Annotated in this window: 23 protein-coding genes; 9 read left to right on the plus strand and 14 right to left on the minus strand. The window is 60.2% G+C overall.

The window, feature by feature from the left end:
* Positions 1–25: 25 nt before the first annotated feature.
* Complete coding sequence (ptsP, locus tag AC2A6O_RS07935; RefSeq protein ID WP_498926383.1) at positions 26–2,293, minus strand: phosphoenolpyruvate--protein phosphotransferase; 2,268 nt, start codon at positions 2,291–2,293, stop codon at positions 26–28.
* A gap of 64 nt (positions 2,294–2,357) precedes the next feature.
* Positions 2,358–3,608 carry an aspartate kinase gene (locus AC2A6O_RS07940; RefSeq protein ID WP_498927063.1) on the minus strand — a complete coding sequence of 417 codons (1,251 nt, stop codon included), beginning with the start codon at positions 3,606–3,608 and terminating at the stop codon, positions 2,358–2,360.
* Positions 3,609–3,802: 194 nt separating this feature from the next.
* Here AC2A6O_RS07940 and ubiG point away from each other — a divergent pair, with 194 nt between their 5' ends.
* From ubiG to AC2A6O_RS07955, 3 genes are all read left to right on the plus strand, one after another.
* Positions 3,803–4,564 (plus strand): bifunctional 2-polyprenyl-6-hydroxyphenol methylase/3-demethylubiquinol 3-O-methyltransferase UbiG, encoded by a 762-nt coding sequence (gene ubiG, locus AC2A6O_RS07945; RefSeq protein ID WP_498926384.1) that lies wholly within the window; start codon positions 3,803–3,805, stop codon positions 4,562–4,564.
* Positions 4,564–5,259 (plus strand): alpha/beta fold hydrolase, encoded by a 696-nt coding sequence (locus AC2A6O_RS07950; RefSeq protein ID WP_498926385.1) that lies wholly within the window; start codon positions 4,564–4,566, stop codon positions 5,257–5,259. Before ubiG ends, AC2A6O_RS07950 begins: the two co-directional genes overlap by 1 nt.
* Before the next feature lie 218 nt (positions 5,260–5,477).
* Entirely contained in the window at positions 5,478–6,032 is a 555-nt protein-coding gene (locus AC2A6O_RS07955) for a phasin family protein (protein WP_498926386.1), read from the plus strand.
* A gap of 177 nt (positions 6,033–6,209) precedes the next feature.
* On the opposite strand, the gene AC2A6O_RS07960 is transcribed toward AC2A6O_RS07955, so the two are convergent.
* From AC2A6O_RS07960 to AC2A6O_RS07995, 8 genes are all read right to left on the minus strand, one after another.
* Positions 6,210–8,756 (minus strand): HWE histidine kinase domain-containing protein, encoded by a 2,547-nt coding sequence (locus AC2A6O_RS07960; protein WP_498926387.1) that lies wholly within the window; start codon positions 8,754–8,756, stop codon positions 6,210–6,212.
* Positions 8,743–9,312, minus strand: coding sequence for a biliverdin-producing heme oxygenase (locus tag AC2A6O_RS07965; RefSeq protein WP_498926388.1), 570 nt, complete (start codon positions 9,310–9,312; stop codon positions 8,743–8,745). Before AC2A6O_RS07965 ends, AC2A6O_RS07960 begins: the two co-directional genes overlap by 14 nt.
* Positions 9,313–9,336: 24 nt before the next feature.
* Positions 9,337–9,726 carry a response regulator gene (locus AC2A6O_RS07970; RefSeq protein WP_498926389.1) on the minus strand — a complete coding sequence of 130 codons (390 nt, stop codon included), beginning with the start codon at positions 9,724–9,726 and terminating at the stop codon, positions 9,337–9,339.
* 243 nt (positions 9,727–9,969) lie between these two features.
* On the minus strand, positions 9,970–10,725 hold the full coding sequence (locus tag AC2A6O_RS07975; protein WP_148583493.1) for a Crp/Fnr family transcriptional regulator: 756 nt from the start codon (positions 10,723–10,725) through the stop codon (positions 9,970–9,972).
* A 118-nt stretch (positions 10,726–10,843) separates the two neighbouring features.
* Complete coding sequence (locus AC2A6O_RS07980; protein ID WP_498926390.1) at positions 10,844–11,371, minus strand: DUF1178 family protein; 528 nt, start codon at positions 11,369–11,371, stop codon at positions 10,844–10,846.
* On the minus strand, positions 11,368–12,222 hold the full coding sequence (locus AC2A6O_RS07985; protein ID WP_148583495.1) for a carbon-nitrogen hydrolase family protein: 855 nt from the start codon (positions 12,220–12,222) through the stop codon (positions 11,368–11,370). Before AC2A6O_RS07985 ends, AC2A6O_RS07980 begins: the two co-directional genes overlap by 4 nt.
* Before the next feature lie 47 nt (positions 12,223–12,269).
* Positions 12,270–12,527, minus strand: coding sequence for a glutaredoxin 3 (grxC, locus tag AC2A6O_RS07990; RefSeq protein WP_006932400.1), 258 nt, complete (start codon positions 12,525–12,527; stop codon positions 12,270–12,272).
* Between the two features lie 112 nt (positions 12,528–12,639).
* Positions 12,640–13,401, minus strand: a complete 762-nt coding sequence (locus AC2A6O_RS07995; protein ID WP_148583496.1) for a ComF family protein — start codon at positions 13,399–13,401, stop codon at positions 12,640–12,642.
* Positions 13,402–13,624: 223 nt separating this feature from the next.
* On the opposite strand from AC2A6O_RS07995, the gene AC2A6O_RS08000 reads away from it, so the two are divergent.
* A complete protein-coding gene (locus AC2A6O_RS08000) occupies positions 13,625–14,524 on the plus strand; it encodes a methyltransferase domain-containing protein (RefSeq protein ID WP_498927065.1) in 900 nt (299 codons plus the stop codon).
* A 109-nt stretch (positions 14,525–14,633) separates the two neighbouring features.
* On the opposite strand, the gene AC2A6O_RS08005 is transcribed toward AC2A6O_RS08000, so the two are convergent.
* From AC2A6O_RS08005 to AC2A6O_RS08020, 4 genes are all read right to left on the minus strand, one after another.
* A complete protein-coding gene (locus AC2A6O_RS08005; protein WP_148583498.1) occupies positions 14,634–14,861 on the minus strand; it encodes a Flp family type IVb pilin in 228 nt (75 codons plus the stop codon).
* 29 nt (positions 14,862–14,890) lie between these two features.
* Entirely contained in the window at positions 14,891–15,292 is a 402-nt protein-coding gene (gene mutT / locus AC2A6O_RS08010; protein WP_498926391.1) for an 8-oxo-dGTP diphosphatase MutT, read from the minus strand.
* A gap of 85 nt (positions 15,293–15,377) precedes the next feature.
* Positions 15,378–16,619 carry a bifunctional glutamate N-acetyltransferase/amino-acid acetyltransferase ArgJ gene (gene argJ, locus AC2A6O_RS08015; protein WP_148583500.1) on the minus strand — a complete coding sequence of 414 codons (1,242 nt, stop codon included), beginning with the start codon at positions 16,617–16,619 and terminating at the stop codon, positions 15,378–15,380.
* A gap of 257 nt (positions 16,620–16,876) precedes the next feature.
* The gene (locus AC2A6O_RS08020; RefSeq protein WP_286192559.1) at positions 16,877–17,785 is read right to left on the minus strand and encodes a peptidylprolyl isomerase; all 909 of its coding nucleotides are present in this window, start codon (positions 17,783–17,785) and stop codon (positions 16,877–16,879) included.
* Positions 17,786–18,054: 269 nt separating this feature from the next.
* Here AC2A6O_RS08020 and secA point away from each other — a divergent pair, with 269 nt between their 5' ends.
* The 5 genes from secA (at position 18,055) to AC2A6O_RS08045 (ending at position 25,177) form a co-directional block, all read left to right on the plus strand.
* On the plus strand, positions 18,055–20,826 hold the full coding sequence (gene secA, locus AC2A6O_RS08025) for a preprotein translocase subunit SecA (protein WP_148583501.1): 2,772 nt from the start codon (positions 18,055–18,057) through the stop codon (positions 20,824–20,826).
* Positions 20,827–20,934: 108 nt separating this feature from the next.
* A complete protein-coding gene (locus AC2A6O_RS08030; RefSeq protein WP_498926392.1) occupies positions 20,935–21,972 on the plus strand; it encodes a glycosyltransferase family 2 protein in 1,038 nt (345 codons plus the stop codon).
* On the plus strand, positions 21,962–22,393 hold the full coding sequence (locus AC2A6O_RS08035; RefSeq protein ID WP_498926393.1) for a GtrA family protein: 432 nt from the start codon (positions 21,962–21,964) through the stop codon (positions 22,391–22,393). The genes AC2A6O_RS08030 and AC2A6O_RS08035 overlap by 11 nt, the downstream gene beginning before the upstream one ends.
* Before the next feature lie 6 nt (positions 22,394–22,399).
* Positions 22,400–23,917, plus strand: a complete 1,518-nt coding sequence (locus AC2A6O_RS08040) for a glycosyltransferase family 39 protein (RefSeq protein WP_498926394.1) — start codon at positions 22,400–22,402, stop codon at positions 23,915–23,917.
* Between the two features lie 69 nt (positions 23,918–23,986).
* Positions 23,987–25,177 (plus strand): adenylate/guanylate cyclase domain-containing protein, encoded by a 1,191-nt coding sequence (locus AC2A6O_RS08045; protein WP_498926395.1) that lies wholly within the window; start codon positions 23,987–23,989, stop codon positions 25,175–25,177.
* Positions 25,178–25,188 lie beyond the last annotated feature (11 nt).

A 25,188-nucleotide genomic window follows, 5' to 3' on the forward strand; every position in this document is an offset into this window, starting at 1 on the left:
TGACGGTGAGTTACGCCCGTTAGCGCTAAAGGGCAACATCGGTTTCGGCAGCAAACCGCTTCAACACGTCCCGGATGTTGCTGTCGTCGTGTCCCGGCTCCAGCCGCGGCAGCAACCTGGCAGACAGACGTCCCGCATCAAGGGTTCTCAGCATGGCCTTCACCGGACCAAGAGAAGCCGGTGACATCGAAAGGTCCCGGAAGCCGAGGCCGATCAGCGCCATGGCTTCCAGCGGCCGGCCTGCCAGTTCCCCGCACAAGGTCACGGGCACATGAGCCCTATTTGCGGCGTCGACGATGGATTTCAAGGCCCGCAGGAAGCCGACGCCCAAAGTATCGAACCGGTCGGCGACGCGTGTATTGCCCCGGTCGACCGCACAGAAAAACTGGAAAAGGTCATTGGAACCGACCGACACGAAGTCGACGTGGGACATCAGTTCTTCGAGTTGGAACAGCAGCGAGGGCACTTCCACCATTACGCCCAGGCGGATGTTCTCCGGCGTGGCGTGGCCATGGCGGCGCAGGTGCTTGACTTCCTTGTCCACCAGAGACTTGGCCTGCCGAAACTCGTCGACCATCGCCACCATCGGGAACATCAGCTTCAGGTCCCGCCCGGCAGCCGCATGCAGCAACGCCCGGATCTGGGTTCTGAGCAAGCCCGGCCGGTCGAGCCCCAGGCGCAGCGCGCGCCAGCCCATGGCCGGATTTTCTTCCTGGATGGAACGCAGATACGGCAGCACCTTGTCACCGCCGATATCCAGCGAGCGGAAGGTGACTGAACGGCCAGCAGCTGCATCCAGCACCTGGCTGTACTGCGACTGCTGCTCGCGCATGCGCGGGAACGAAGACGCCACCATGAACTGCAATTCGGTGCGGAACAGGCCGACACCGGCCGCGCCCGCCTCGTCCAGATGCGGCAGGTCAACCAGAAGGCCGGCGTTCATCTGCAGCGAGATGTCGACACCGTCCCGGGTAACAGACGGTTTGTTGCGCAAGCGCCGGTACTGGGCCTGGCGCCGCGCCCGGAAGCGGACCTTTTCCGCGTAGGCGTTTTCCAGATCCACGGCCGGGCGCAGATGCACTTCGCCAGAATCGCCATCGACGATGATCGCGTCGCCGCCATCAGCCAGGCTGACGATGTCGTCAACGAGACCGACCGTCGGAATGCCGAGTGCTCTGGCGACAATGGTTACGTGGCTGGTCGGCCCGCCTTCTTCCAGAACCAGACCGCGAATGCGGTCCCGGCCATAGTCCAGCAGTTCCGCCGCGCCCATGTTGCGGCCAACGACAATCGCGTCCTGCGGCAGTTCATCAATCCCGGGGCCGTGCTCGCGGCCCATGAGTTCGCGGATCAGCCGGTGGGCAAGGTCATCAAGGTCGTGCAGTCGCTCGCGCAGATAAGGATCGGTCTGGCGCAGCATGCGGGCCCGTGTGTCGCTCTGCACCTTTTCCACGGCTGCCTCGGCGGTCAGGCCGTTACGGATCGCTTCTTCGATCTTCCGGATCCAGCCGCGATCGTAAGCGAACATGCGGTAGGCTTCCAGCACCTCGCGATGTTCGCCAATGGCTGCAATTTCACCGCTCGCCAGCAGATCGTCGATGGAAAGGCGCAACCGGTTGATGGCCGCATCCAGACGGCTTTTTTCCCGGTCCGAATCTTCTGCAATCAGGTTGGTGACGACAACACGCGGCTCGTGCAGAACCACGTGCCCCAGACCAACGCCTTCCGCAAGGCCGGTACCTTTGGAGGTGATCGGCCGGGAAAGATCCAGGCCGGTGGCCTTCTGGGAAATGGCTTCCAGTTCACCGGCCGCCACCATTTCGGCGATCACCATGGCGGTCGTCTGCAGCGCTTCGACTTCGTCTTCCAGATAGGTCCGGTGAGACTGATTCTGAACCACAAGAACGCCAAGCGTACGGCCAGCCCGCAGGATCGGCACACCAAGGAACGAGTTGTAGGCCTCTTCGCCTGTTTCCGGCAGGTAGGCAAAGCCCGGGTGGGCACTGGCATTGGGCAGGTTGAGCGGCCGGGCTTCGGCTGCAATCAGACCGACAAGACCCTGACCGACGCGCAGCGACGCGTTGTGGACCGCTTCGCTCTTCAGGCCTTCGGTTGCATAAAGCTCAAGAACGCCGTCGGCGCGCAGGATATAAACGGAACAGACTTCTGCGACCACGTTCGAGGCGATTAAAACCACGATCTTGTCGAGTCGCTCCTGCGCCGTGATCGGCTCCGCCATGACTTCGCGAAGCCTGCGGAGCAAAAGGCGCGGTCCGGCTAGGTTGCTGCGCATTGCGCCCCCGTTGATCCCGCTTCAAACAGGCCCCATGCTCGCCGGGGCCTGCCTTTCGGATGAACTATCCGTCCAACCCGTATAGCGAATGCAGAGTCCGCACCGCAAGTTCCGCATATGCTGAATCAATAAGCACAGAGATTTTGATCTCGGATGTGGTGATGGCGCGGATGTTGATTCCCTTGGATGCAAGGCCCCGGAAACACTGTGCCGCGATACCTGCGTGCGAGCGCATGCCGATACCGATGACGGAGACTTTCACGACGTCTCGCGCACCTTCAAGGTTCTGGAAACCGATGGCACCCCGATTGTTTTCGAGCACCTGGTTGGCCCGTTCAAAGTCGCCTTCGGGAACCGTGAACGTGATGTCGGTGGTCTTGCCATCGGGCGAAATGTTCTGGACGATCATGTCGACGTTGATGTTGGCATCCGCCAGCGGGCCGAATACGGATTCAGCGACACCCGGCTTGTCGGCAACGTCACGGAGAGAGATCTGGGCTTCGTCCTTGGCATAGGCAATGCCGGTGACAACCTGCTGTTCCACGAGTTCTTCCTCGTCGCAAATGAGAGTTCCAATCGGAAGGCCGTTCTCGCCGACCTGGGGCGCATCCGGATCGTCAAAGCTGGAGCGCACGAAAGTTCTGACGCCATGAACCATGGCCATTTCCACCGAGCGCACCTGAAGCACCTTGGCACCAAGCGAAGCCATTTCGAGCATTTCCTCGAAGGACACCCGGTCAAGACGTTGCGCCTTGGGCACGATGCGCGGGTCGGTGGTGTAGACGCCATCGACGTCGGTATAGATATCACACCGGTCGGCCTTGATGGCAGCGGCAATGGCCACGGCACTGGTGTCGGAACCACCGCGGCCCAGGGTCGCGATCCGGTTGTCCGGCGCCACACCCTGGAAACCGGCAAGCACGGCCACCTGGCCCTGCTCGAGACGCTCGCTCAGGAAGCTGCCGTCGATGTCGCGGATACGGGCCGCGCCATGGTTCTCGTCGGTCTTGATCGGCACCTGCCAACCCTGCCAGGACCGGGCGTTCACACCCATGTCCTGCAGCACGATGGCCAGAAGGCCGGACGTCACCTGCTCGCCGGAAGCAACCACGGCATCATACTCGCGGGCATCGTGGAGCGGGGATGCCTCACGGCAAAACTCCACCAGCTTGTTGGTCTGCCCGGCCATGGCCGAAACTACCACCGCGACCTGATGGCCGGCGTCCACTTCCCGTTTGACATGGCGGGCGACGTTGCGGATGCGATCGAGATCGGCAACCGAAGTTCCGCCAAATTTTAAAACCAGTCGGGCCATACCACTCGTATTCTTCATAGTCGTGTCTGGAAGCGCCTGTTGCGCCTCTGGGATCGGCGCACATGCATACAGTCTGTGTTCCATTGCTGCAACTGGGTCTCTTGACAAATAGTCCCAGACCTTGGAACGACTTCGAACCGTTGAATGACCAGGCGAAGCGCAATGCCGCTTCAAGCTCTTGAAAGGACCGTCCGATGACTGGCAGGGCTCAGGAAACCAAAAGCACGATCGACAGCGAGGAAGTCGCGCGCTTTTCCGCCATGGCAGAGGAGTGGTGGGACCCGACGGGCAAATTCAAACCCCTGCACAAGTTCAGCCCGGTGCGGCTGGAGTACATCAAGGATCATGTCAGCCGGCATTTCGGCCGCGACCCGAAGGCATCCGACGCTTTCACCGGGTTGCGCTTCCTCGATATCGGCTGCGGCGGCGGCCTCCTGAGCGAACCGATGGCAAGGCTTGGCGCTGAAGTGGTTGGAGCGGATCCTTCCGAAACCAACATCAAGATCGCCCGCCTGCACATGAAGTCCTCCGGCCTTGAGATCGACTACCGGGCAGAGACGGCGGAAGCCCTGGCGGCGGCGGGCGAGACCTTTGACGTGGTGTTCAGCATGGAGGTGGTCGAGCACGTGGCCGACGTGCCGCTATTTCTGGAAGCCAACGCGCAAATGGTCCGTCCAGGCGGTCTGATGTTCGTTGCGACTATCAACCGCACGCTGAAAGCCTACGCACTTGCCATCGTCGGCGCCGAGTATGTTCTGCGCTGGCTGCCGCAGGGTACGCACACCTATGAAAAGCTGGTCCGCCCTTCGGAAATCGAAGGTTCGCTCCAGGCCGCCGGATTGAGCATGATCGACCGCTGCGGCGTCACCTACAATCCGCTGACCGACACCTGGGCCAAATCGCGGGATATGGACGTGAACTACATGCTGCTGGCGGAACGGGCGAAAGAGAACTGATGAGCGACCCGATCCTGTTCATTCCGGGCCTCCTGTGCACGGAGGCCCTCTATGCTCCGCAGATCGTTGCCTTTGCCGACCGGCCGATCATGGTGGCGAACCACCGCGAACACGACAGCATCGATGCCATTGCCGCCAGTATCCTGGAAAAGGCACCCCAGCGGTTTTCCGTGATCTCGCTGTCGATGGGCGGTTACATCGCCATGGAAATCATGCGCGAAGCGCCCGAGCGGGTCGGCAAGCTTGCCCTCCTGGACACCAACGCCCGGCCGGACACGCCCGAACAGTCCGAACGCCGGCAATTCCTGATCGACCTGACCCGCAAGAAGGGCTTTTCCAAGGTTCCGCATCTGCTTTACCCCGGCTTCGTTCACGAAAAGCGTGAGGAAGACGAGGATTTGAAGGCAATCGTCGTCGACATGGCAAAAGAGACCGGGCCCGAAGCGTTCATCCGCCAGCAGACCGCCCTGATCCAGCGCATCGACGCTCGGCCCCGCCTTGGCGAGATCGCCTGTCCGACGCTGGTTCTCGTCGGTGATGGCGACCGTCTGACACCAGTAGACATCTCTGAGGAGATCCACAGCCACATTCCCCAAAGCGAACTGGCCGTGATCGAAGGCTGCGGCCACCTGTCCACGCTGGAAGCTCCTGAAAAAGTGACGGCGGTCCTGCGCGATTTTCTCAATCGTCCATGAAGCCTTGAGACGCCTGAACACGCCGTATTCGACCAAAGAATCGGCAAGAGATTTGATCCGTGTCAAAGCTTGGCCTTGATGCCAAGCTACAGTTACGTCACCTTTGAGGCGGGGCCCTGCGCGTGTTGCTAAACCGTTTGCAGGTCGGGGGACGGCAAGCCGGCGAAAACCGTCGTGGCCAGCCGCAGGATATCAGACGAACAACCGGAGGATCTATCATGCCGACGAAAAGCAATACCGGTGCCTTCGACTTCAGCGCCATGATGGCCGAATGGCCGAAATTGCCAGAATGGCCGGTACCGACCGAGTGGCCCATGCCCACCTTTTCCAATTGGGCGTTCGCCGAACGGGAAGACCGGATCGAAGCCAAGGCAATCGAAAGTTTCCAGAAAATGGGCCAGACCATGTGGTCCCATGCCGAAAAGGCGTTTGACGATCACATGAATTTCGTCAGCCACCGGCTGCACGAAGATTTCGAATGCGCCAAATCCCTGAGCCAATGCGCCGCGCCGGAAGAAACGATGGCGAAGCTGCAGGAATTCTACTCCAGAATGGCGAGCGAATACCAAACCCATTTCGAAAAGCAGGCGACGCTGTTCCGCAACAGCTTTTCCGAAGGCGCAGCCACTGTCGAGGAACTGAACGAGACCGCGATGGAAAGCGTCAACGAAATGAGCCGGGCAGCGGAAGAAAGCCTGACCGAGGTGAAGGCGGCTGCGGCGGCAGCAGCAAAGCCGAAAACCTCCCCAAGGACGTCCAAAGCGAAGTCCTGACACAGACGGAGCATCCGCGTCAGCCCCGCGCGCGCCTGCGGCCTTCGTCCGGCGGCGAGGCTTCTGCCACCGCCGGTCTTGGTGGAAGCCCTGGTTGAATACACTGCCGAACCCGGCAGACGCCGTTGCACCGCTTTTACAATCGGTCAACGGCGCCGCCCAAGGTAGGTTAAGTCCTCAAGCTTCAAGCACCTGAGAGAACAGGGACGCCAGCACGTCCTTGTCGTAAGGTTTGCTGATCCTCAAGGCGTTCGCGAGCTCCTCCGGCGCGTCAAGGTCTTCTCCGTAACCGGAGGCAAAGGCGAACGGTACGTTAATCTCCATGAGACGACGGGCGATTTCATAGCTCGTGTCCGACCCGAGATTGACATCCAGAAGCGCGAACTGGAACGGAGACGTCCGGTTTTCGATTTCCATGATCGCAGCTTCGACGGTTGCCACAACGCTGACCTCATCGGCGCCGAGAGACTGGAAGATATCCTCTGCGTCCATGGCGATGATCAGGTTGTCCTCAACGACGAGTATCGATTGGGGAACGTCGATCTGCTGAATGGTTTTCGCGCTTTTCTTTGTGGCCATGGCAACGCCTGCACGGCCCGGGATTACATGGGTCGACGGCAGTTTGAAGAACGCGGTCACACCTTCAACTGGATACTGAATCTCCGCCTCGCCCTTCAGTTCGAAGGGCACCGTGCGTTCGATGATGGTGGAGCCGAAGCCGCGGCGCTCCGGCACCTTCACCGGCGGTCCGTCCACATCTTTCCAGGACACCAGCAAGGCCCCGGCGTCATCGATCTCCAGATCGATTTCGACACTGCCGTGTTGATCCGATAATGCTCCGTACTTCGCGGAATTGGTGATCATCTCGTGCATGACGAGCGCCATGGCGGAAAAGGCCGGCGGCGTGAGCAGGACTTGCGGACCGGTCACGATCACCCGGTCCTTCTTGTCCAGCAGATAGCTTTCCGCTTCCGTGTCGATCAGTTCCAGGAAAGAGGCCGGCGACCAGTTGTGCCGCGTGATCTGGTCATGCGCACGCGCCAGCGACTGAACCCGGCTGTCGAGTTTCCTGACGAAGTCCGCCGTCGAATCGATGCCCGAATTCGTCTGCGAAATCAGGCCGCGAACAAGACCGAGAATATTGCGAACCCGGTGGTTGAGTTCCGCGATCAGCAGTTCCTGCTTTTCATTGGCAGCCTTCCGTTGTCGCCCGGCTTCGTCGGCCATCCGCAGCACGACTTCAAGCAGCATGATCCGCAGTTGCGACGCCACCCGCATGTCGGAGGAATTCCAGTCTTCGCTCTGTCCATGAACCGTCTGCTGCCAGGCCTCGAAACTCTTGCGAGGCGTCAGGCGCGAACCGTTCGGCCCCACGGTCACCGGCTTTTCCGGGTTGCCCGCCCAATTGACCTTCTGCAAGACTTCCTCGCGGAAAAACAGGATGTAGTCACGGGGCGAGCGGGAAATCGGGATCGCCAGCACACCGGCGATCGACGCACCCCCGCCATCCCATCCTTCGATGATCGACGCAAGGCTGTTGGTCGCGAAAACCTCGTTCCCCGGAAAGGCGTTCAGAGCATCGCACACGGCGCGCACGGCATCGTCTTCGGGGGTAGATCCGGAGTGCTGAATAACATCTTCCTGGACGACGCAGAAACCGTCAGCCTGCAGTATTTCCCTGAAAGCATCCGCAGAAGACCGCAGGACCTCCGGCGAAGACACCTGTGAGGACAAGGCCCGTGAGATTTCCGTGGTCAGTTCGGCGACGCGCGCGTCCTTCGATTTCTCTTCCGCTGCCAGCCGGCTCTGCAAGACAAGTGAGAGCATCTGCCCGAACAGGAGCGCGCAGTTCCGGTAGCGCATGCTCGGCACAAGAGCGGTGTTGTGATGGCAGGCAATAAGCCCCCACAGTTCACCGTTGACGATCACGGAGATCGACATGGACGCACCCACACCCATGTTGCGCAGATATTCCAGATGGATCGGAGAAACTGAACGCAAACGGCTGCCGGAGAGGTCTATCGGCACACCGGCTTCCGACTTACGATGCTCGATTACAGGGTATCCGTCGTCGGCTACGTCCGCGATCAGCCGTATCGGGTTTTCCAGGTAGAGTGCGCGGGCCTGCTTGGGAATATCCGTTGCCGGATAGCGCAGATTGAGAAACGGCTCCATACCGTATTTCTTTGCTTCCGCAACGACTTCGCCGCTGCCATCTGTCGCAAACTTGTACAGCATGACACGGTCGAACCCGGTCACCATCTTGATGAAGCGCACAGCCTGGGAATAGATCGCCTCGACCTTCGGAAGGTCGGCCATCCTGTCGATGGCGTTGCGCACATTGGCAGTATCGTTGCTCTCGCTCTCGCGGGCACCGGCAGGCTCGAACTCCATCACGATGTTGGATTCGAGCGCGTGAATCGAAACGTCAAAAAGACGATCCGTTCCCTCCAGATTCAAATTGTAGACAACCTCCACACCGCGGCGCGGATGGATGAACTGCAGGCGATTTCGGATCGCGTGAATGCTCTCGGCCGGGATGAAGTCAAGCGCCCGCTTGCCGAGCAGGTCCTCTGGCGTAACGGGCACATACTGTGCAACATTTCTGGAAACGTGAGAAATAATCCAGTCCGGTGTCGTCGCGATCAGGAAACCGAAGGACTGGACCTTACCAAGCAGATGAATCGGCTCTCGGTCACAGTTTGTGAGATCAACTTGTTCCAAACACTCGCTTCCTGTTGTTGTCCTGTTCGAGCAGCGCCTTGAGATAGCTATCGAACACCTGTCTTGCAGAGAAGACGGCCCGGCCGGTCGCTAACCCTGAGCGATCCTGCTCCGTCAACCACCCCAAAAAGGTCTTCCAATGGCTGCGCCCGCTACCGTGACGCAGAAACGCCGTTGGTAGGGTCGCGTCCGATTTGCCAAGCAAGGAGCACAGATAGGCGGCACCCAGCCGGGAGCCCTCAAGCACGTAACAAATACCTACTACGGAGGACTCGTCATTTAAAAAAGACATATCTCGCATCTTGGGCATGGGCAGCTTCAAGGCACTCAGGTCGCGCCGCAACGCATCCGTGCGCAACCGGTCCCGGAACTCGGGCAGGGTTGCAAAGTCGCGAGACCGCAGCAGCCAGTCTTCGACCGCAGGCAAGATCTCGGCGTGCATCGACAAAAACCTTGCGTAACCCGAGAGCGTTTCGATCGGCTGCGCGGAGACCGCATTGTCAAGACGGCGGTGCAGAGGCCCTGTGGCCTCTCGTAGAGCTTGGAGGAGTTGCATGGAACCTGACCCGGGAACCGGCGCCTAGGAGGTGAGGCGGCTGCAGGCGTCTTCAACGACACTCTGAAGCTTGGTCACGTTCGAGGGCTTCAATACCACGCAGGACCCGTCATAGCGCCCCTTCAGATCGACACGATCCGTATTCGCCGTGTGAAATATGATCGGGACGTTCTTCTTGTACAGCGCATCCGCAAGCGGATAGACCACCCCGTCAGCGAGATCGACGTCCAGAACGGCAAGCTGAGGCTCCTCGCTCATGGCACATGTGCTTGCCTCTGCGACAGTCGCAAACGGCCCGACCACCTCAAGACCCATTCCCGATAGGGCATCTTCCAGCATCCAGGCGATAAGAGGCTCGTCCTCGGCCACGATAACCTTTATACTCTCGGAATTATTCAGCAAGGACAACGACATACTGGGGCCTCGGCACAGATCAGGTATGATTTCTATTTTGCTCTTCGGAAAGTCAACGCCTGAAGTCTATTTGAGTTCCCCTAATAGCAAAAGATTTTCATAAAAAGCAACACATTAACGAATATTAACATTACCTGATAGAATAATAAATATCCGACTTCCTCTACCAGATCAGCAATATTTGCTACGCAAGACTGAAGTAATCGTAATGTTGCATTCGAAAATCTTCTAATATCGCATACATCACAGAAACGGCCGGCTGACCGGCGTAGTATCGCCCCAGCCAGCAACTTTACACAGGCCCTCAATGTCCAGCACTTCACAACGGCTGCCCAGCCAGCGGATCAACCCGCCTTGCGCGAGCTTGCGCAGTGTCTTGTTCGTGTGAACCAGCGACAGGCCGAGCGTGTCGGCCACATGGGCCTGCGTGAGCGGAAGCACCCTGTCCACTTTGGTCAGGTTCTGGAGCTTGTCTATGCGCTGCTGCAGAAAGGCCAGTAGATAGGCGGCGCGTTCCGAGGCCGAGCGCCGTCCGATACTCAGAAGATGCTCGTCCAGGATACGTTCCTCCCGCGCCGCCATCCAGGTGACGTCGAAGGCAAGCGAGCCAAACCGCTCCCAGATCTCCCCCAGCCGGTTCCGGTCGAAGACACAGACCCTCAACGGTGTCAGCGCTTCGACCGTGTGTTGCATTTCACCGAGCAGCGACCCCTGCAAACCAATCAGATCTCCCGGCAGTGCATAGTTCAGGATCTGGCGCCGTCCGTCTTCCAGCGCCTTGGAGCGGAAAGCCCATCCGGACAGGATCGTGTAAAGGTGTGCGGACCGCGCGCCCTCCATCAACAAGGTAGACCCCTGATTGATGGTCAGTTCGCCCGTCTTGAACCGGCTGATGAACGCCAGCTCTTCCGGAGTGAATTCCCGGAAGTGACTGTTCGAACGCAAAGGACAATTGCTGCAGGATATCTTTCCGCCCTTCGCAGCACTTTGCATTTCCATCTTATTGCCCCCGATCGGTCTCCCGAACAGCGAAACCGGTTCCGGGATAGAAACTTCTTTTTGCCGCCCCGCACCCTGTTCGGCAAGTCTGGCGGTTCAACGAGCCGGTACTTCCGGCTCAGTTCTTGTCTTCCGGAAGAGTTGGCAGTGGCACCACTGCGATTCCTTCTTCCATCAACTCTTGTGCGTCTGCAGGCGTTGTTTGTCCGTATATGCTGCGCTTTTCCGCTTCACCATAGTGGATCTTGCGCGCCTCGTCCGCAAACCCGGAACCAACGTTTTCAGACGTCTCCAGAATGTGGCTCCGAATCAGGCGGAGCGCCTCCACAACTTCACTCTGCCGCAAATCGTTGGGAATCAGCGCAGCCGATTGAGCAGGCGCACCGGAATCGGACACTGGCACCGGATCGGAGCCCGTTGCCGAGGCGGACGGCGTCTCTGCCGCAGGAGGTTGCTCCGGCGGCCGGTTGGCCTTCTTTCTGGAGGTCGCAACCGCTGGTGCCATCAGGGCCTTGCGAACCTCGGCGCTGCCACAGGCCGGACAGGTTACGAGCCTGCGGGCGCACTGCCCCTCGAAATCCTCGGAATTGCGAAACCAGCCTTCAAAGCTATGCGACGCCTCACAGACGAGCGTGTATCTGATCACGCGGGCATCTCCCCGGCGGGTTCTCTCAGCGTGCAGGAAAACCCGCGCTCGTTCGCAATGGCGGGAATGCGCTGGCGGGCCTTGGCGACAGCGTCCGTGTCGATGTCCGCGAGCACGTAGCCCGGCTCGTCGTGATCAAGTTCTGCGATCACCGATCCCCACGGATCGACGATCAGGCTGTGGCCGAAGGTCTCCCTGCCGTCTTCATGGGTACCGCCCTGGGCTGCAGAAATCACGAACGCGCCGTTTTCGATTGCCCGGGCCCGTTGCAACACGTGCCAATGCGCTTCGCCCGTCTGCCGGGTAAAGGCCGCCGGCCCCGTCAGAACCTGTGCCCCCTCGCGGGCCTGGGTACGGAAAATCGCCGGAAACCGGATGTCGTAGCAAACAGCCATCCCGACCTTCGCAAACGGCAGATCGGCGATCACCGACTGCGTTCCCGGCTCATAGGTTGCCGACTCGCGCCAGCTCTCGCCATTGGGCAAATCCACATCGAACATGTGGATCTTGTCATAGGTCGCCAGGATATTGCCATTCGGCTCGATCAGAAACGCGCGGTTGGCGATCTTGCCATTGCCCGCAAGAACGGCCAGCGATCCCAGATGCAGATAGATCCCCAGGTCGGCGGCAAGCGCACGCGCTCTCTTCAGGAACCGATCGTCTTCGGCATCCGAGATCCGCTCCTGCAATTCCTGACGACTGCGCACCAGAACGTTGGACATCTCAGGCGTTTGCACAAACTGCGCGCCATCCTTCGCCGCTGCCCGGATCAGGCTTTCCGCGACATCCGCGTTGTCCGAAACTGTCTTGCCGGTGCGCAACTGAATGCATGCTGCCGTGAATGAAGTCATCCCACCACTGTCTCCGTCCTGGTAGGTAAAATTATGCAGTCAGTAAATCAGGACGCAAGCAGGGCGTCCAGTTTGCCCGCACGTTCCAGATCGTGAAGATCATCGCAACCGCCCACGTGGGTCTTGCCGACGAAGACCTGCGGAAACGTGGAATGTCCGTTGGCTTTCTGCACCATTTCCTTGCGCAGACCCGGATCGAACGTGGCATCGTGTTCCGTGTAGGCTACGCCCTTCTTGTCCAGCAGCCGCTTCGCCGCCGTGCAGAAGCCGCAGAGCTGGCGCGTATAGATCACCACTTCAGCCATCAGATCTCTTCCTTGTTCTTGGCAGCAGCACGCTTTTCCGCACCGCCGCACACCAATTGCCGGGCGTTATATGCGGGTGCGTGAAAAAAACTCAAGAGGAAGCGTAACAAGATCAGGTCTTGTTGCCTGCCCGCAAGGCAGGGTCAACCTGCGCAAACGTGAGCACATCGACAGACGCTGCGCCCGCAGACAGCAGGCATTTGCAGCAGGCGGACACAGTGGATCCGGTCGTCAGCACATCATCGATCAACACAACGTGACGCCCCTGAACCAGATCAGCCCGAGAGCCGTCGACAGTAAAGGCGGACCTGACATTCCTGTGGCGGTCCTTGGCCGACAGGCCAACCTGCCGGCGAGTTCTCTTTTGCCGCCTGAGCAGCTGCGGCTCGAATTGCCCGCCGCATTCGCGGGCAACTTCCCTCGCCAGATCCGCCGCCTGGTTGAAGCGACGGGACAGCAACCGCAACCAGTGCAGCGGCACTGGCACCAGCAGGCTGTCCTTGCCGAGAAGCTCGCTGCCGGAACGCGCCATCCAGCGCGCCATCGGCCGGGCCAGCTCACGCCGCCCGGAAAACTTCAGCGCATGAACCATCTGCCGGGCCGGACCATCATAAAAGGCAACCGCCCGCAGCCTGTTGAACACCGGCGGCGCAGCAATCGCCTGCGGGCTCCATGCACCTTCACCAACATCATAGGCGAACGGAATGCCGAGCCGCTGACACCAGGGCCGTTCCAGAAAAGGCACCTGAGACCAGCACTCGGCGCACAGTCCGGTCTGCTCGGACACACGCGCATCGCAACTGAAACAGCGTTGCGGCAGCACAAAATCGAGCGCGAACCGCGCCGCGATTTCCGGAAACCCGGCTATGTTCATCGCAAGACTTCGCAAAACCACTCCCGAAAAACGCCTGCAGAAAATGCACCTTCCATCCAGCAGCCACCTTGGCACCGAAACCGCAATCGATGCCAGCCCAAACAGGCAACAACTGTCCTGATGGCACCGGAAGACGGCTTATCAGACAGCCGGTGCGACCTTGCACCTTTGACCTTGGCGAACGGATACCATATGTGACCGCGAGAGTTAGTCCACAGCCGGGATTGCCGTGACCGCACAACCAGATCTCTTCGACCGCCCTTTCTTTCGCGCCTGCCGTCTGCGGGCGCTGAAGGCTGCCAAACCGGGTGCGGATTTTCTTTTGAAAGCTGTCAGCGAAGATCTTCAGGACCGCCTGTTGCTGGTCAACCGACGGTTCCCGGTTGCAGTTGATCTAGGCGGCCATCGTGCGCACGTAGGCGACGCAATCCGGCAATCCGGCAAGGCTGACCTTGTTCTGCGAGCCGATCTCTTTGCCGCCGACCCCGGCCTGCCCGCGCCTGATCTCATCTTCGATGATGCGCTGATCCCCTTTGGCGACCAGACCGTGGATCTGATGGTCTCGGCGCTCAACCTGCAATTCGTCAACGATCTGCCCGGCACGCTCGTGCAGATCCGCCGTGCCCTCAAACCGGATGGCCTGTTTCTGGCCACCCTGCCGGGCGCCGGCACCTTGAGCGAGCTGCGAGACAGCCTCACGCGGGCGGAACTGGAAATCAAAGGCGGCGCAGCCGCGAGGGTTCTTCCGTTTGCCGACACGCGTGATCTGGGCAGCCTGCTGCAGAGGGCGGGTTTTGCCCTGCCGGTAACCGACCTGGACAATCTGACTGTACGCTACGACAGCATGTTCGCTCTTCTGGCAGATCTCAGAGCCATGGGCGCAACCTCCGTCCTGAAAGACCGCAGCAGGCTTCCCCTGTCTCGTCAGGTTCTCTTGCGCGCGGCCCAGCTTTATGCCGAAAACCACGCCGATGCGGACGGACGGATCCGGGCGACGTTTTCGCTGGTGACCCTGTCGGGATGGGCACCGCATGAAAGCCAGCAGAAACCGCTGCGTCCCGGCTCCGCCAAGACACGGCTTGCCGACGCCCTCGGCGTCCAGGAACGCAAAATCGGCGACTAGAGTGTCGGGTTCAGGTGGAAGTATCCTGCATCGCTTCTTGCGTTGAAATCTCTGATTTCAGACAGTGAAAAGTGGTGCTGACAAAACAAGGCATGTTCTGAAGAACGGCTTAAGTGGAGCCGAGCACACCTTGAAGGGTGGTCGTGACTTTACCGAAGATGTCGTCGCGCATGGTGGTACCGATTGTGGCCATCGAGATCAGGATGATGATGCTGATGAAACCGACAATCAGGCCATATTCAATCATGGTAGCGCCACGCGTATCGTGGACGAACTCCCGCCGCCTGGAAAAGGCCGAAAAAACACGGTCTGTGACGGATTGAAATCGAAACGGCATGCGCCCCCCGGGGAAATGAACAAACGGCCTTAAACAGCATCCTGCAAGTGCGGTATCAGAGGTTCATCGGCGGCAGGCATCGGGTAATCCCTCAACCTGACAGCACGCACCCACTTCAACGCCTGATTTTCCTTGCCCTGCGGTGTTCCATTCCACCTGCGGCAAATAAACAATGGCATAAGTAGGTGAAAATCTTCGTAAGAATGACTGGCAAAGGTCAACGGCGCCAGACACGCTTCGTTAACCTCTATACCGAGTTCTTCGTCCAGCTCCCGGATCAGCGTTTCTTCCGGACGCTCGCCTTCCTCAACCTTTCCGCCGGGGAATTCCCACAATCCGGCCATGGATTTTCCTTCGGGCCGTTGCGCCAGAAGAATGCGGCCATCCGCATCCACAAGGGCGCAAGCGGCAACGAGCACGATCTTGGTCATTGGCAAGGTGTCCAATCCTGGAACGCTGGTTTAAGGCACGGTTAAGCACGTTGGTGGACAACACCGTCAGAACTGCGAATGTCGTTCAGCTCCGGTAGTCGCCGTTGATGGCGACATATTCCTTGGTGAGGTCACAAGTCCAGATCGACGCCTGGCCGTCTCCCAGGCCAAGATCGACCCGGATGACGATGTCTTCCTGCTCCATCACGGCAGAGGCAGCAGCTTCGCTGTAGTCGGGATCTCGCTCGCCTTCGACCGCCACGCGCACATCACCAAACCAGATGGCCAGCTTGTCGCGGTCGGCCGGCTCGCCGGCCTTGCCGACAGCCATCACGACGCGGCCCCAGTTGGCGTCCTCGCCGGCGATTGCCGTCTTGACCAGCGGCGAATTGGCAATCGACAGTGCGATCTGCTTGGCGGACGCATTGCTTTCCGCGCCTTCCACCCGCACTTCCACGAATTTGCGCGCGCCTTCGCCATCCCGGACGATCTGATGGGCGAGGTCCAACATGACATCACCAAGGGCGGCCCGCAGGATGTCGACACGCGGATCGTCGAGAGAGGCAACACTCTCCACGCCCTTGTCGGCGGCTGCGCCGGTTGCGAACAGAAGCACCGTGTCGGACGTGGACGTGTCGCTGTCGACCGTGACCGCATTGAAGCTGCCGCCAACTTCGCTGCTGAGCAGCGCTTGAAGAACCGCCGGAGCAATCGGAGCATCGGTGTAGACGAAGGACAGCATGGTGGCCATGTCCGGCGCGATCATGCCGGCCCCCTTGGCGATGCCATTGATCGTCACGGTGACGCCATCCAGCTCGACACTTGCAGTGGAGACCTTGGGATAGGTGTCGGTGGTCATGATTGCCTTGGCCGCATCCAGCCAGCTTGCGCTGCCCTGGTTGGTCTTCAGCTCCTCGATGACGCCGGAAAACTTGTCGGCCGGCAGCGGTTCGCCGATCACGCCGGTCGATGCCAGGAAGATTTCGCCTTCGCTGCAACCAAGCGCCTTGGAAACGATTTCCGCAGACAACTCGACGGCCGCCTTGCCCTTCTTGCCGGTGAAGGCGTTTGCGTTGCCGGAATTGACCAGCAGAGCACGGGCCTTGCCGCCGCCAACCCGCGCCTTGCACCAGTCAACCGGTGCGGACGAGCATTTGGAGCGGGTGAACACCCCGGCCACCGCCGTTCCCTCGGTTACCGTCGCCAGCAGAACGTCGGTCCGGCCCTTGTACTTGATCCCGGCGGACGCGGTCGCGAACTGAACGCCCTCGATCTCCGGCATCTCGGGATAGGACTTGGGCGCAAGGGGAGATACGGTGGTCGACATCGAAGCGGTCCCGGTCAGATGATATTAAGCTCCGGATCAACCGGCGCTCAGTCGAGATCGTTTGACCGTCCGCAAATTGATCCATTCAAATGGATGCGAGCACCTTGTCCGCACTCGCCTGAACACAGGATGCTCTTGCCGTAAGCATGTGACAAACGCAAGCCTTTTCAAGCCGTGTCGGGCGTGGTGCACAGCGCTGTAAAAAAGCCCGGCAGCCTGGCTGCCGGGCTCATCACGCGTTTCAGGCAAAGCCTGCCTTATTCGGTTTTGGCCGCACCGTCTTCGGCTGCAGCCCCTTCCTCTTCAGCAGCCGCGGCACCGGCCTCTTCGGCCTTGGCAAGGTTTTCATCGAGAATCTCGACGGCAACCTGATCCTTCAGCTCGGTCATACGGGCGTCATAACGCTCACGCATCAGCTGCTGACGCAGACCGTCGGCAACGGCCTCAAACGGAGGCTTTTCCTGTTGGCGCTTGTCTTCCAGCTTGATCACGTGCCAGCCGAACTTCGTTTCAACCGGTTCCTTGGTGTAGGTGCCGGGCTCCAGAGCGAAGGCTGCGGTTTCGAACGTGGGAACCATCTGGCCCTTGACGAAGTAACCCAGGCTACCGCCGTTCGGACCGGACGGGCCGGTGGACTTTTCGCGGGCCAGTTCAGCAAAATCCGCACCGCCGTCCAGCTCGGCAATGATGGCTTCGGCCTCAGCCTTGTCCTTCACCAGAATGTGGCGGGCGTTGATTTCTTCCGGACCTTCGAAATCGGCGAATTCCTTGTCGTAGGCCGCCTTAACCTCTTCGTCGGTCACTTCAGCGTTGATTTTCTGGGCGAGGTAGGCGTTGCGCAGGGCGCGCAGCTTCAGGAAGTCCAGCTGACGCTGGAAGTCCGGATCCTTGTCTAGGCCATCTTCACGGGCGGCCTTCGCCATCAGCTCCATATCGACCATGACGTCCAGCAGAAGCTTGCGCCATTGTGCCGGCGGGAACCGCTGCAATTCCTTGCCCAGGTCCTGTGCGGCAAAGGCGAGATCGGCTTCGGTGATTTCCGTATCGCCAACTTTCGCGACCACATCGTCCGGCTCTGCAGCGGACAGGACGGTGGATCCGAGCGACAGCGCCAGGAGAGAAACGGCAAGCGCCTGAGCCGGCCTGCGCATCGAAATTCGGAACATGAGTAGTCCTTTACGTATCGGAACAGTAATCTTTCTTACCCCTGTATTACAGGGGCGTGGGTACATTGCGCATTCCTGCGGCGTTGACAAGCATTCAGCCCCCTCTTATCTGTCGGGCGTCCTGGCAGTCGTGCCGGGAAGGCATCTTTTCGGCCGCGATTGCCGGCCAGCGCTCTGCGCCAGGCGGCAACGTGGACAGCAATTGAGACGATTTCATGGGCAGGCGCCTCTTTGCCAGTTGGCGCCGCCTTGTAGGGAAGGACCGCCACATGGCTGGCCTTGGCGCATTAGCACGTAAGATTTTCGGTTCGGCGAACGACCGTAGAGTGAAGTCATTTCGGGCAAAGGTCGATCAGATCAACGCCCTGGAGCCGGAGATTCAGGCTCTGTCGGACGAGGCCCTCAGAGCCAGAACCGACGAGTTCCGAAACCAGCTGAAAAACGGCGCAAGCGTCGACGATCTCCTGGTCCCCGCCTTCGCCACAGTTCGCGAAGCGGCGCGTAGAGCGCTCGGCCAACGTCATTATGACGTGCAGTTGATCGGCGGCATCGTGCTCAATTCGGGCCAGATCGCCGAAATGCGCACGGGTGAGGGCAAAACCCTCGTCGCCACCGCACCGGTCTATCTGAACGCCCTGACCGGAAAGGGCGTTCACGTCGTCACCGTCAACGACTACCTGGCACAGCGCGACAGCGACTGGATGGGCCAGGTCTACAGATTTTTGGGCCTCAGCGTCGGCTGTATTACCCACGGCCTGAGTGACGAGGAACGCCGGGCGGCCTATGCCGCCGACGTCACCTACGGCACCAACAACGAATTCGGCTTCGATTATCTCCGTGACAACATGAAACATGACCGCGAGTCCATGGTTCAGCGCGGACATGCCTATGCCATCGTTGATGAAGTGGATTCGATCCTGATCGACGAAGCCCGGACACCGCTGATCATTTCCGGTCCGCTGGAAGACCGGTCCGAGTTCTACAATTCGGTCGACGCCTTCATTCCGCATCTGACCGAGGAAGACTACGAACTCGACGAAAAGCAGCGGTCGACCTCTTTCACCGAAGCCGGTAACGAAAAACTGGAACAGCTGCTCGGCGAAGCCGGTCTGCTGAAGGGCGAGTCGCTTTACGACGTCGAGAACGTCGCCGTCGTGCACCACCTGCAACAGGCGCTGAAGGCGCACAAGCTCTTCCAGCGCGACAAGGACTACATCGTCCGCAACGATGAAGTCGTCATCATCGACGAATTCACCGGCCGCATGATGCCGGGCCGCCGTTTTTCGGAAGGCCTGCACCAGGCATTGGAAGCTCGCGAAAAAGTGCGCATCCAGCCGGAAAACCAGACGCTGGCTTCCATCACGTTCCAGAACTACTTCCGCATGTACGGCAAACTGGCCGGCATGACCGGTACCGCTTCCACCGAAGCCGACGAATTCGCCGACATCTACAAGCTGGAAGTGGTCGAGATCCCGACCAATGTGTCCGTCAAGCGTATCGATGACGACGATGAGGTCTACCGGACCGTTCAGGAAAAATTCCAGGCCATCGTCAAGCTGATCGACGACTGCAAGAAGCGTGCGCAGCCGATCCTGGTCGGCACCACGTCCATCGAGAAATCCGAGTATCTCGCCGAGATGCTCAAGAAGCACGGCTACAAGCAGATCGATCTCAGCGATCCGGCGGCCTTTGCCGCCGCGCAGAAGAGCGAAGGCGGCAAGAGCGAAGTCTTCGCGGTTCTCAATGCGCGCTACCACGAGCAGGAAGCCTTCATCGTCGCGCAGGCCGGTCTGCCGGGCGCCGTCACCATCGCCACCAACATGGCCGGCCGCGGTACCGACATTCAGCTCGGCGGTAACGCCGACATGCAGATCGCAATGGAACTGGGCGACATGCCGGAAGGCGAAGAGCGCACGGCGCGCGAAACCCAGATCCGTGCTGAAGTCGAAGACATGAAGCAGAAGGCACTGGCTGCCGGCGGTCTTTACGTCATCGGCACAGAGCGTCACGAAAGCCGCCGCATCGACAACCAGTTGCGCGGCCGGTCCGGCCGTCAGGGCGACCCGGGCCATTCCAAGTTCTTCCTGTCCCTGCAGGACGACCTGATGCGCATCTTCGGGTCCGAGCGCATGGATTCCATGCTGCAGAAGCTTGGCCTGGAAGAAGGCGAAGCCATCATCCACCCCTGGATCAACAAGGCTCTGGAAAAGGCGCAGCAGAAGGTCGAAGCCCGCAACTTCGACATTCGTAAGAACCTTCTGAAATTCGATGACGTGATGAACGACCAGCGCAAGGTGGTCTTCGATCAGCGTATCGAACTGATGGACAGCACGGCGATCCAGGACGCGGTTGCCGAGATGCGTCACGACGTGATCGACGATCTCGTTTCCGGGCATATTCCCGAACGCGCCTATCCCGAACAGTGGGATACGGAAGGTCTTCAGGAAGAAGCGCGCAAGTATCTCAACCTCGACCTGCCGATCAAGGATTGGGCGGAAGAGGAAGGCATCGCCGACGAAGAGGTCAAGGATCGCCTGCGTAAGGCCGCAGATGCCGCCATGGCCCAGAAGGTCGCCAAATACAGCCCGGACATCATGCGCCAGGTGGAAAAGGCCGTGTTGCTGCAGACACTCGACAATCTGTGGCGCGAGCACCTGGCCAATCTCGATCACCTGCGCTCCGTTGTCGGGTTCCGTGGCTACGCCCAGCGCGATCCGCTGCAGGAATACAAGACCGAAGCCTTCACGCTGTTTGAGTCCATGCTCACCCAGCTTCGCCAGATAACCACCGCGCAGTTGATGCGGGTTGAGCTGGTGACGGAGCAGCCGCCGCAGATGCCGGCCGAACCGGAGATGCACCCGCATCACATCGACCCCTCGACCGGGGAAGACGAAATGGCCATTGCCGACGCCCAGTTGGCGGTGTCCCCGGCACAGCGCGACCCGAACGACCCTTCGACCTGGGGCAAGGTTGGCCGCAACGAGGCCTGCCCTTGCGGCTCCGGCAAGAAATTCAAGCATTGCCACGGCGTGCTAGTCTGACGGCAATCGACCCAAATGACCATGACGAAGGCCAGCCTGTTAAAGGGCTGGCCTTTTTCGTGAAATTCCGGCAGGTTGCCGCCGACTTCAACCGGCTAACGAATGTTCATGCACACCACAGCGGCTAACACAGTCTATGTCACCCGGCGGGAAAGCGCCCGCCCGCAGGCACCGCTGCTGAGCATCATCGTGCCGGTCTACAACGAAGAAGAGGTCATTCTCCCCTTCCTGCAGGCGACCCGCCCGGTGCTCGAGCGGACCGGTCTTCAATACGAATATGTTTTCATCGACGACGGCAGCCGCGACAGGACGGCCGATATCCTCTCCGAACAGCTGGCGAACGACCTGCCCGGACGGCTTCTGGGCCTGTCCCGCAATTTCGGCAAGGAAGCAGCCCTGTCCGCGGGGCTGGAAGCAGCCAAGGGAGATATCGGCATCATCATCGACGCCGACCTGCAGGATCCGCCTGAGCTCATCCTGCAGATGCTGGACGGATGGCGCGCGGGCTACGACGTCGTTTACGGTCTCAGGGTCGACCGCTCTTCCGACACAGTCATGAAGCGCTCCACGGCGGGCATGTTCTATAGCCTTTTCAACCGGCTCGCCAACATCGACATGCCCGCGAACGCCGGTGATTTCCGTCTGATCGACCGCTGCGTGATTGACGCCCTGCTGCGCCTTCCAGAGCGCAACAGGTTCATGAAGGGGCTGTTCGCCTGGGTCGGCTTTCCGGCCATGGCGCTGCCTTACGAACGCCCTCCGCGCCTCGCCGGTACGGGCAAGTTCAATTACTGGAAGCTCTGGAATTTCGCGCTGGACGGCCTGACCGGCTTCACCACGCTGCCGCTGCGCGTCTGGTTCTATGGCGGAGCGCTGATCTCCGCCGGCGCCTTCGCCTATGCGCTTTATCTGACCCTGCGGGTTATTATCGAGGGCATCGACCTTCCGGGCTATGCCTCGCTCATGGTCGCGATCCTGTTCTTTTCTGGCGTGCAACTGCTATCGATCGGCATGATCGGGGAATATGTCGCGAGGCTCTTCAACGAAGCAAAGCAGCGGCCGGTGTTCATCGTTCAGGATGTGATCGAGGGCAGCTCCGCTCCCCAACCTGCCAAAAAACCGGACGACGCCGCCAATGGTGCCTGAGGCCCGTCACGGCAAGCTGAAGACGGAGACCGCGGCGGCCGGCAAGTTTGCGGTGATCGGCGTACTGGCGACCCTCACCCATGCCTCGGTAGCCGGCAGCCTGCTGCAATCGGGATTGCTATCGCCCTATCCGGCCAACATCTGCGGCTTTCTGGTGGCCTTCTGCGTTTCCTTCACCGGCCATTATTTCTGGAGTTTCTCGCATTTGCGCCGGAAGGGAACCGCGATCAGAAGCATGCTCCGCTTCCTGGTGATCGCCGTCTCCGGCTTTCTGCTGAACACCACCGTTCTGGCCCTGTGGCTGACCCTGACACCCTGGCCGGATCTCATCGGCCTCCTGTTTTCCATCGCGATTGTGCCCGCCCTTTCCTTTGCCGGTGCCCGGCTCTGGGCGTTCTCGCACCATCCAGCCGGAACCTGACCCCTGATGCGCCTGATCGACACTAAGCCCGCACGGGCCGCCGTCTATTACGCTGCAGGTCTCTGCCTGCTCTATGCCCTGGTACCGGCCCTGACCTTTCCCAATCCGCCACTAGATGTGGTGGAGGGTTTCGCCTGGGGACGGGAGCTTCAGCTCGGCTACACCAAACACCCGCCGATGCAGGCCTGGCTTCTGGAGCTGACCTATCGCCTGACCGGTGGCACAAGCGGCGGCTATTGGCTGAGTGCGGCGTCGGTCGCCCTTGGCTATCTGTTCATCTGGCGGCTCGGCCGCCGTCTTGGCCTTTCCGGCCAGCAGGCCTTCTGGTCTCTCGTTCTGACCAGCGTAACCTTCTACTTCACGCTGCCCCTGCCCGAATTCAACCCGAACATCCTGCAGATCCCGATCTGGGCCGGCATGATGCTGCTGTTTCACCGGGCATTGGGAAAAGGCCGGCTGCTCGACTGGGTCCTGCTCGGCGCACTTGCCGCGTTCGGTCTCTATACGAAATATTTCGTGCTTCTTCTGATTGGCGCCATTGGACTCTACGCCCTGGTGTTCGCCGACGCCCGGCGGCACATCCTGCGCCCCGGCCCCTGGGTGGCGATTGCCGTCTGTCTCGTTCTCTTGCTGCCGCACGCCGCCTGGCTTCTGGATACGGATTTCCTGACGCTGCGCTACGCGGCAAGCCGCAGCAAGCCGGCAACCGGCTTCATCGACCACCTGTTCAATCCGCTGAACTTCCTGGCCGCCCAGATCGGCAATCACGCCGGCCTGTTCCTGGTCATCCTGACCGGTCTTGGCTGGCGTGGCCTGAAACGGATTCGACAGCGCAGACGCGAAACAATCACGACCCTGCCCGTACCTTCGGACCGCTTTCTGCTCTGGTTTGCCATCCTGCCGCTAGCCGTCGTTCTTCTGGCTTCGGCCATCACCGGCAACGAGTTCGAACACATGTGGGGCACACCCATGTTCGTGCTGTCCGGCATCCTGGCGGTGCGGCTTCTGGCGTTGCCGGATCTGTGGCCCTTTCCCGCCCGCGCGCTCGCCGCGGCCATCGCGATCCAGGCGATTTTTCTCGGTGTCCTCTTCGGGCAGGCGGTTCTGGAGCCCTATTGGAAACACAAGCAGACCCGGCTCCACTATCCCGGCAAGACAATCGCGGAAGAGTTGGCCCGTGTCTGGAAAGACCGCATGGGCACCGATCTTGCCTATGTGGCCGGCGACATGTGGTCGGCCGCCAATGTCACCATTCAGGCGCCCGTCCGTCCCTCCATGTTCTATCTGCATGACCTGACCCTCAGCCCCTGGATCGATCCCAAGGACGTTCAGGAAAAGGGCCTTATGATCGTCTGGCGCGGAGACCGGGAAACGCCGCTTGAGGAAATCCGGCGCTACTATCCCGACGCCGTCCGTGAGGGGGCGCAGACCTTCGCTTACCAGACCTACGGCAGCATCCCAGATGTGACCGTCAACTGGCTCATCGTCCCGCCCGGCAAGGTGAATTTCGAACCGGGGCAATAATCGCGCAACGCCCGCACAAGCTGTCTGGAAACCGGACGAAAACCCCACTACCTTGGCGCCATGATCAGTATGGCGGAAATTGACAACGTCGAGGACTGGTTGATCGACCAATCTCTTGGCTCGCCCGATCTCGGGTCCATGTTCGGCGAGATGTGTGAACGCCTGCGCACCTGCAAGGTGCCGGTCGATCGCGCGATGATCGGCTGGTCAACCCTGCACCCGTTGATCGAGGCAGAGACCGCCATCTGGGAAAACGGCTCCGAAATCTACCGCGAACAGATTGCCCACGACGCCGAGGAATCCAACGAGTGGCTGCAAAGCCCTGTCCGTGCTGTGCTGGTGAATCAGGAGCCGGTCCTGCGGCGGCGGCTCGCGAATGCCAATTCTGCGCCCGAATTCCCGCTGCTCGTCCGTCTGAAGGAAAGCGGGTACACCGACTACATCGTGATCACCACGGAATTCGACCTGCCAACCATCAAGGACCCGATCTCCGCTTCCGGCATCGTGATCAGCTGGGCAACGCGGGAAACGGAGGGCTTTTCGGACGAGGCGCTGACCGCGATCCGCTACATTCAAAAACGCTTTGCCCTGGCCGCCCGCGCCACGATCCAGGGACAGATCAACCAGACAATCGCCGAGACCTATCTGGGCAAGATCGCAGGCAACAAGGTGCTGAACGGTCAGATCCGCCATGGCGACGGCCAGACCGTCGATGCCGTGATCTATTTCAGCGACATGCGCGATTCGACCGCCATTGCCGAACTGCTCGGCCCCGATGCCTACCTGTCGTTCCTGAACACCTATTTCGACGCGACAGCGGGCGCGATTCTGGCCAGTGGCGGCGAAGTGCTCGACTTTATTGGCGACGCCGTTCTGGGCGTTTTTCCCATCGGCTCACAAACTCTGGACAAGGCCGTGGTGCAGGCGCTTTCGGCTGCCGATGAAAGCCGGAACCGTCTGAAGGCAATCAATGCCGACCCGGGGCTGCCGCATCTTCTGAAGGCGGGCATTGCCCTGTCCGTCGGGTCTGTCATGTTCGGCAACATCGGCGTGCCGCATCGGCTCACCTTTTCGGTGATCGGCCAGACAGTGCACGCTGCTGCCCGTATCGAAAGCCTCACCAAGACCGTTGGAGCCGACGTGCTGATGACCGAAGACGTCGCCCGCTTCGCCAGTGAAAGATCGAAGCCGGCCGGGTCGTTTGACCTCAACGGCTTCACCGATCCCCAACCCCTGTTTATCCTGGACCCGCTTTCCTGAGACGTTTCCCG

Source organism: Labrenzia sp. ATLA3, from assembly GCF_057180185.1.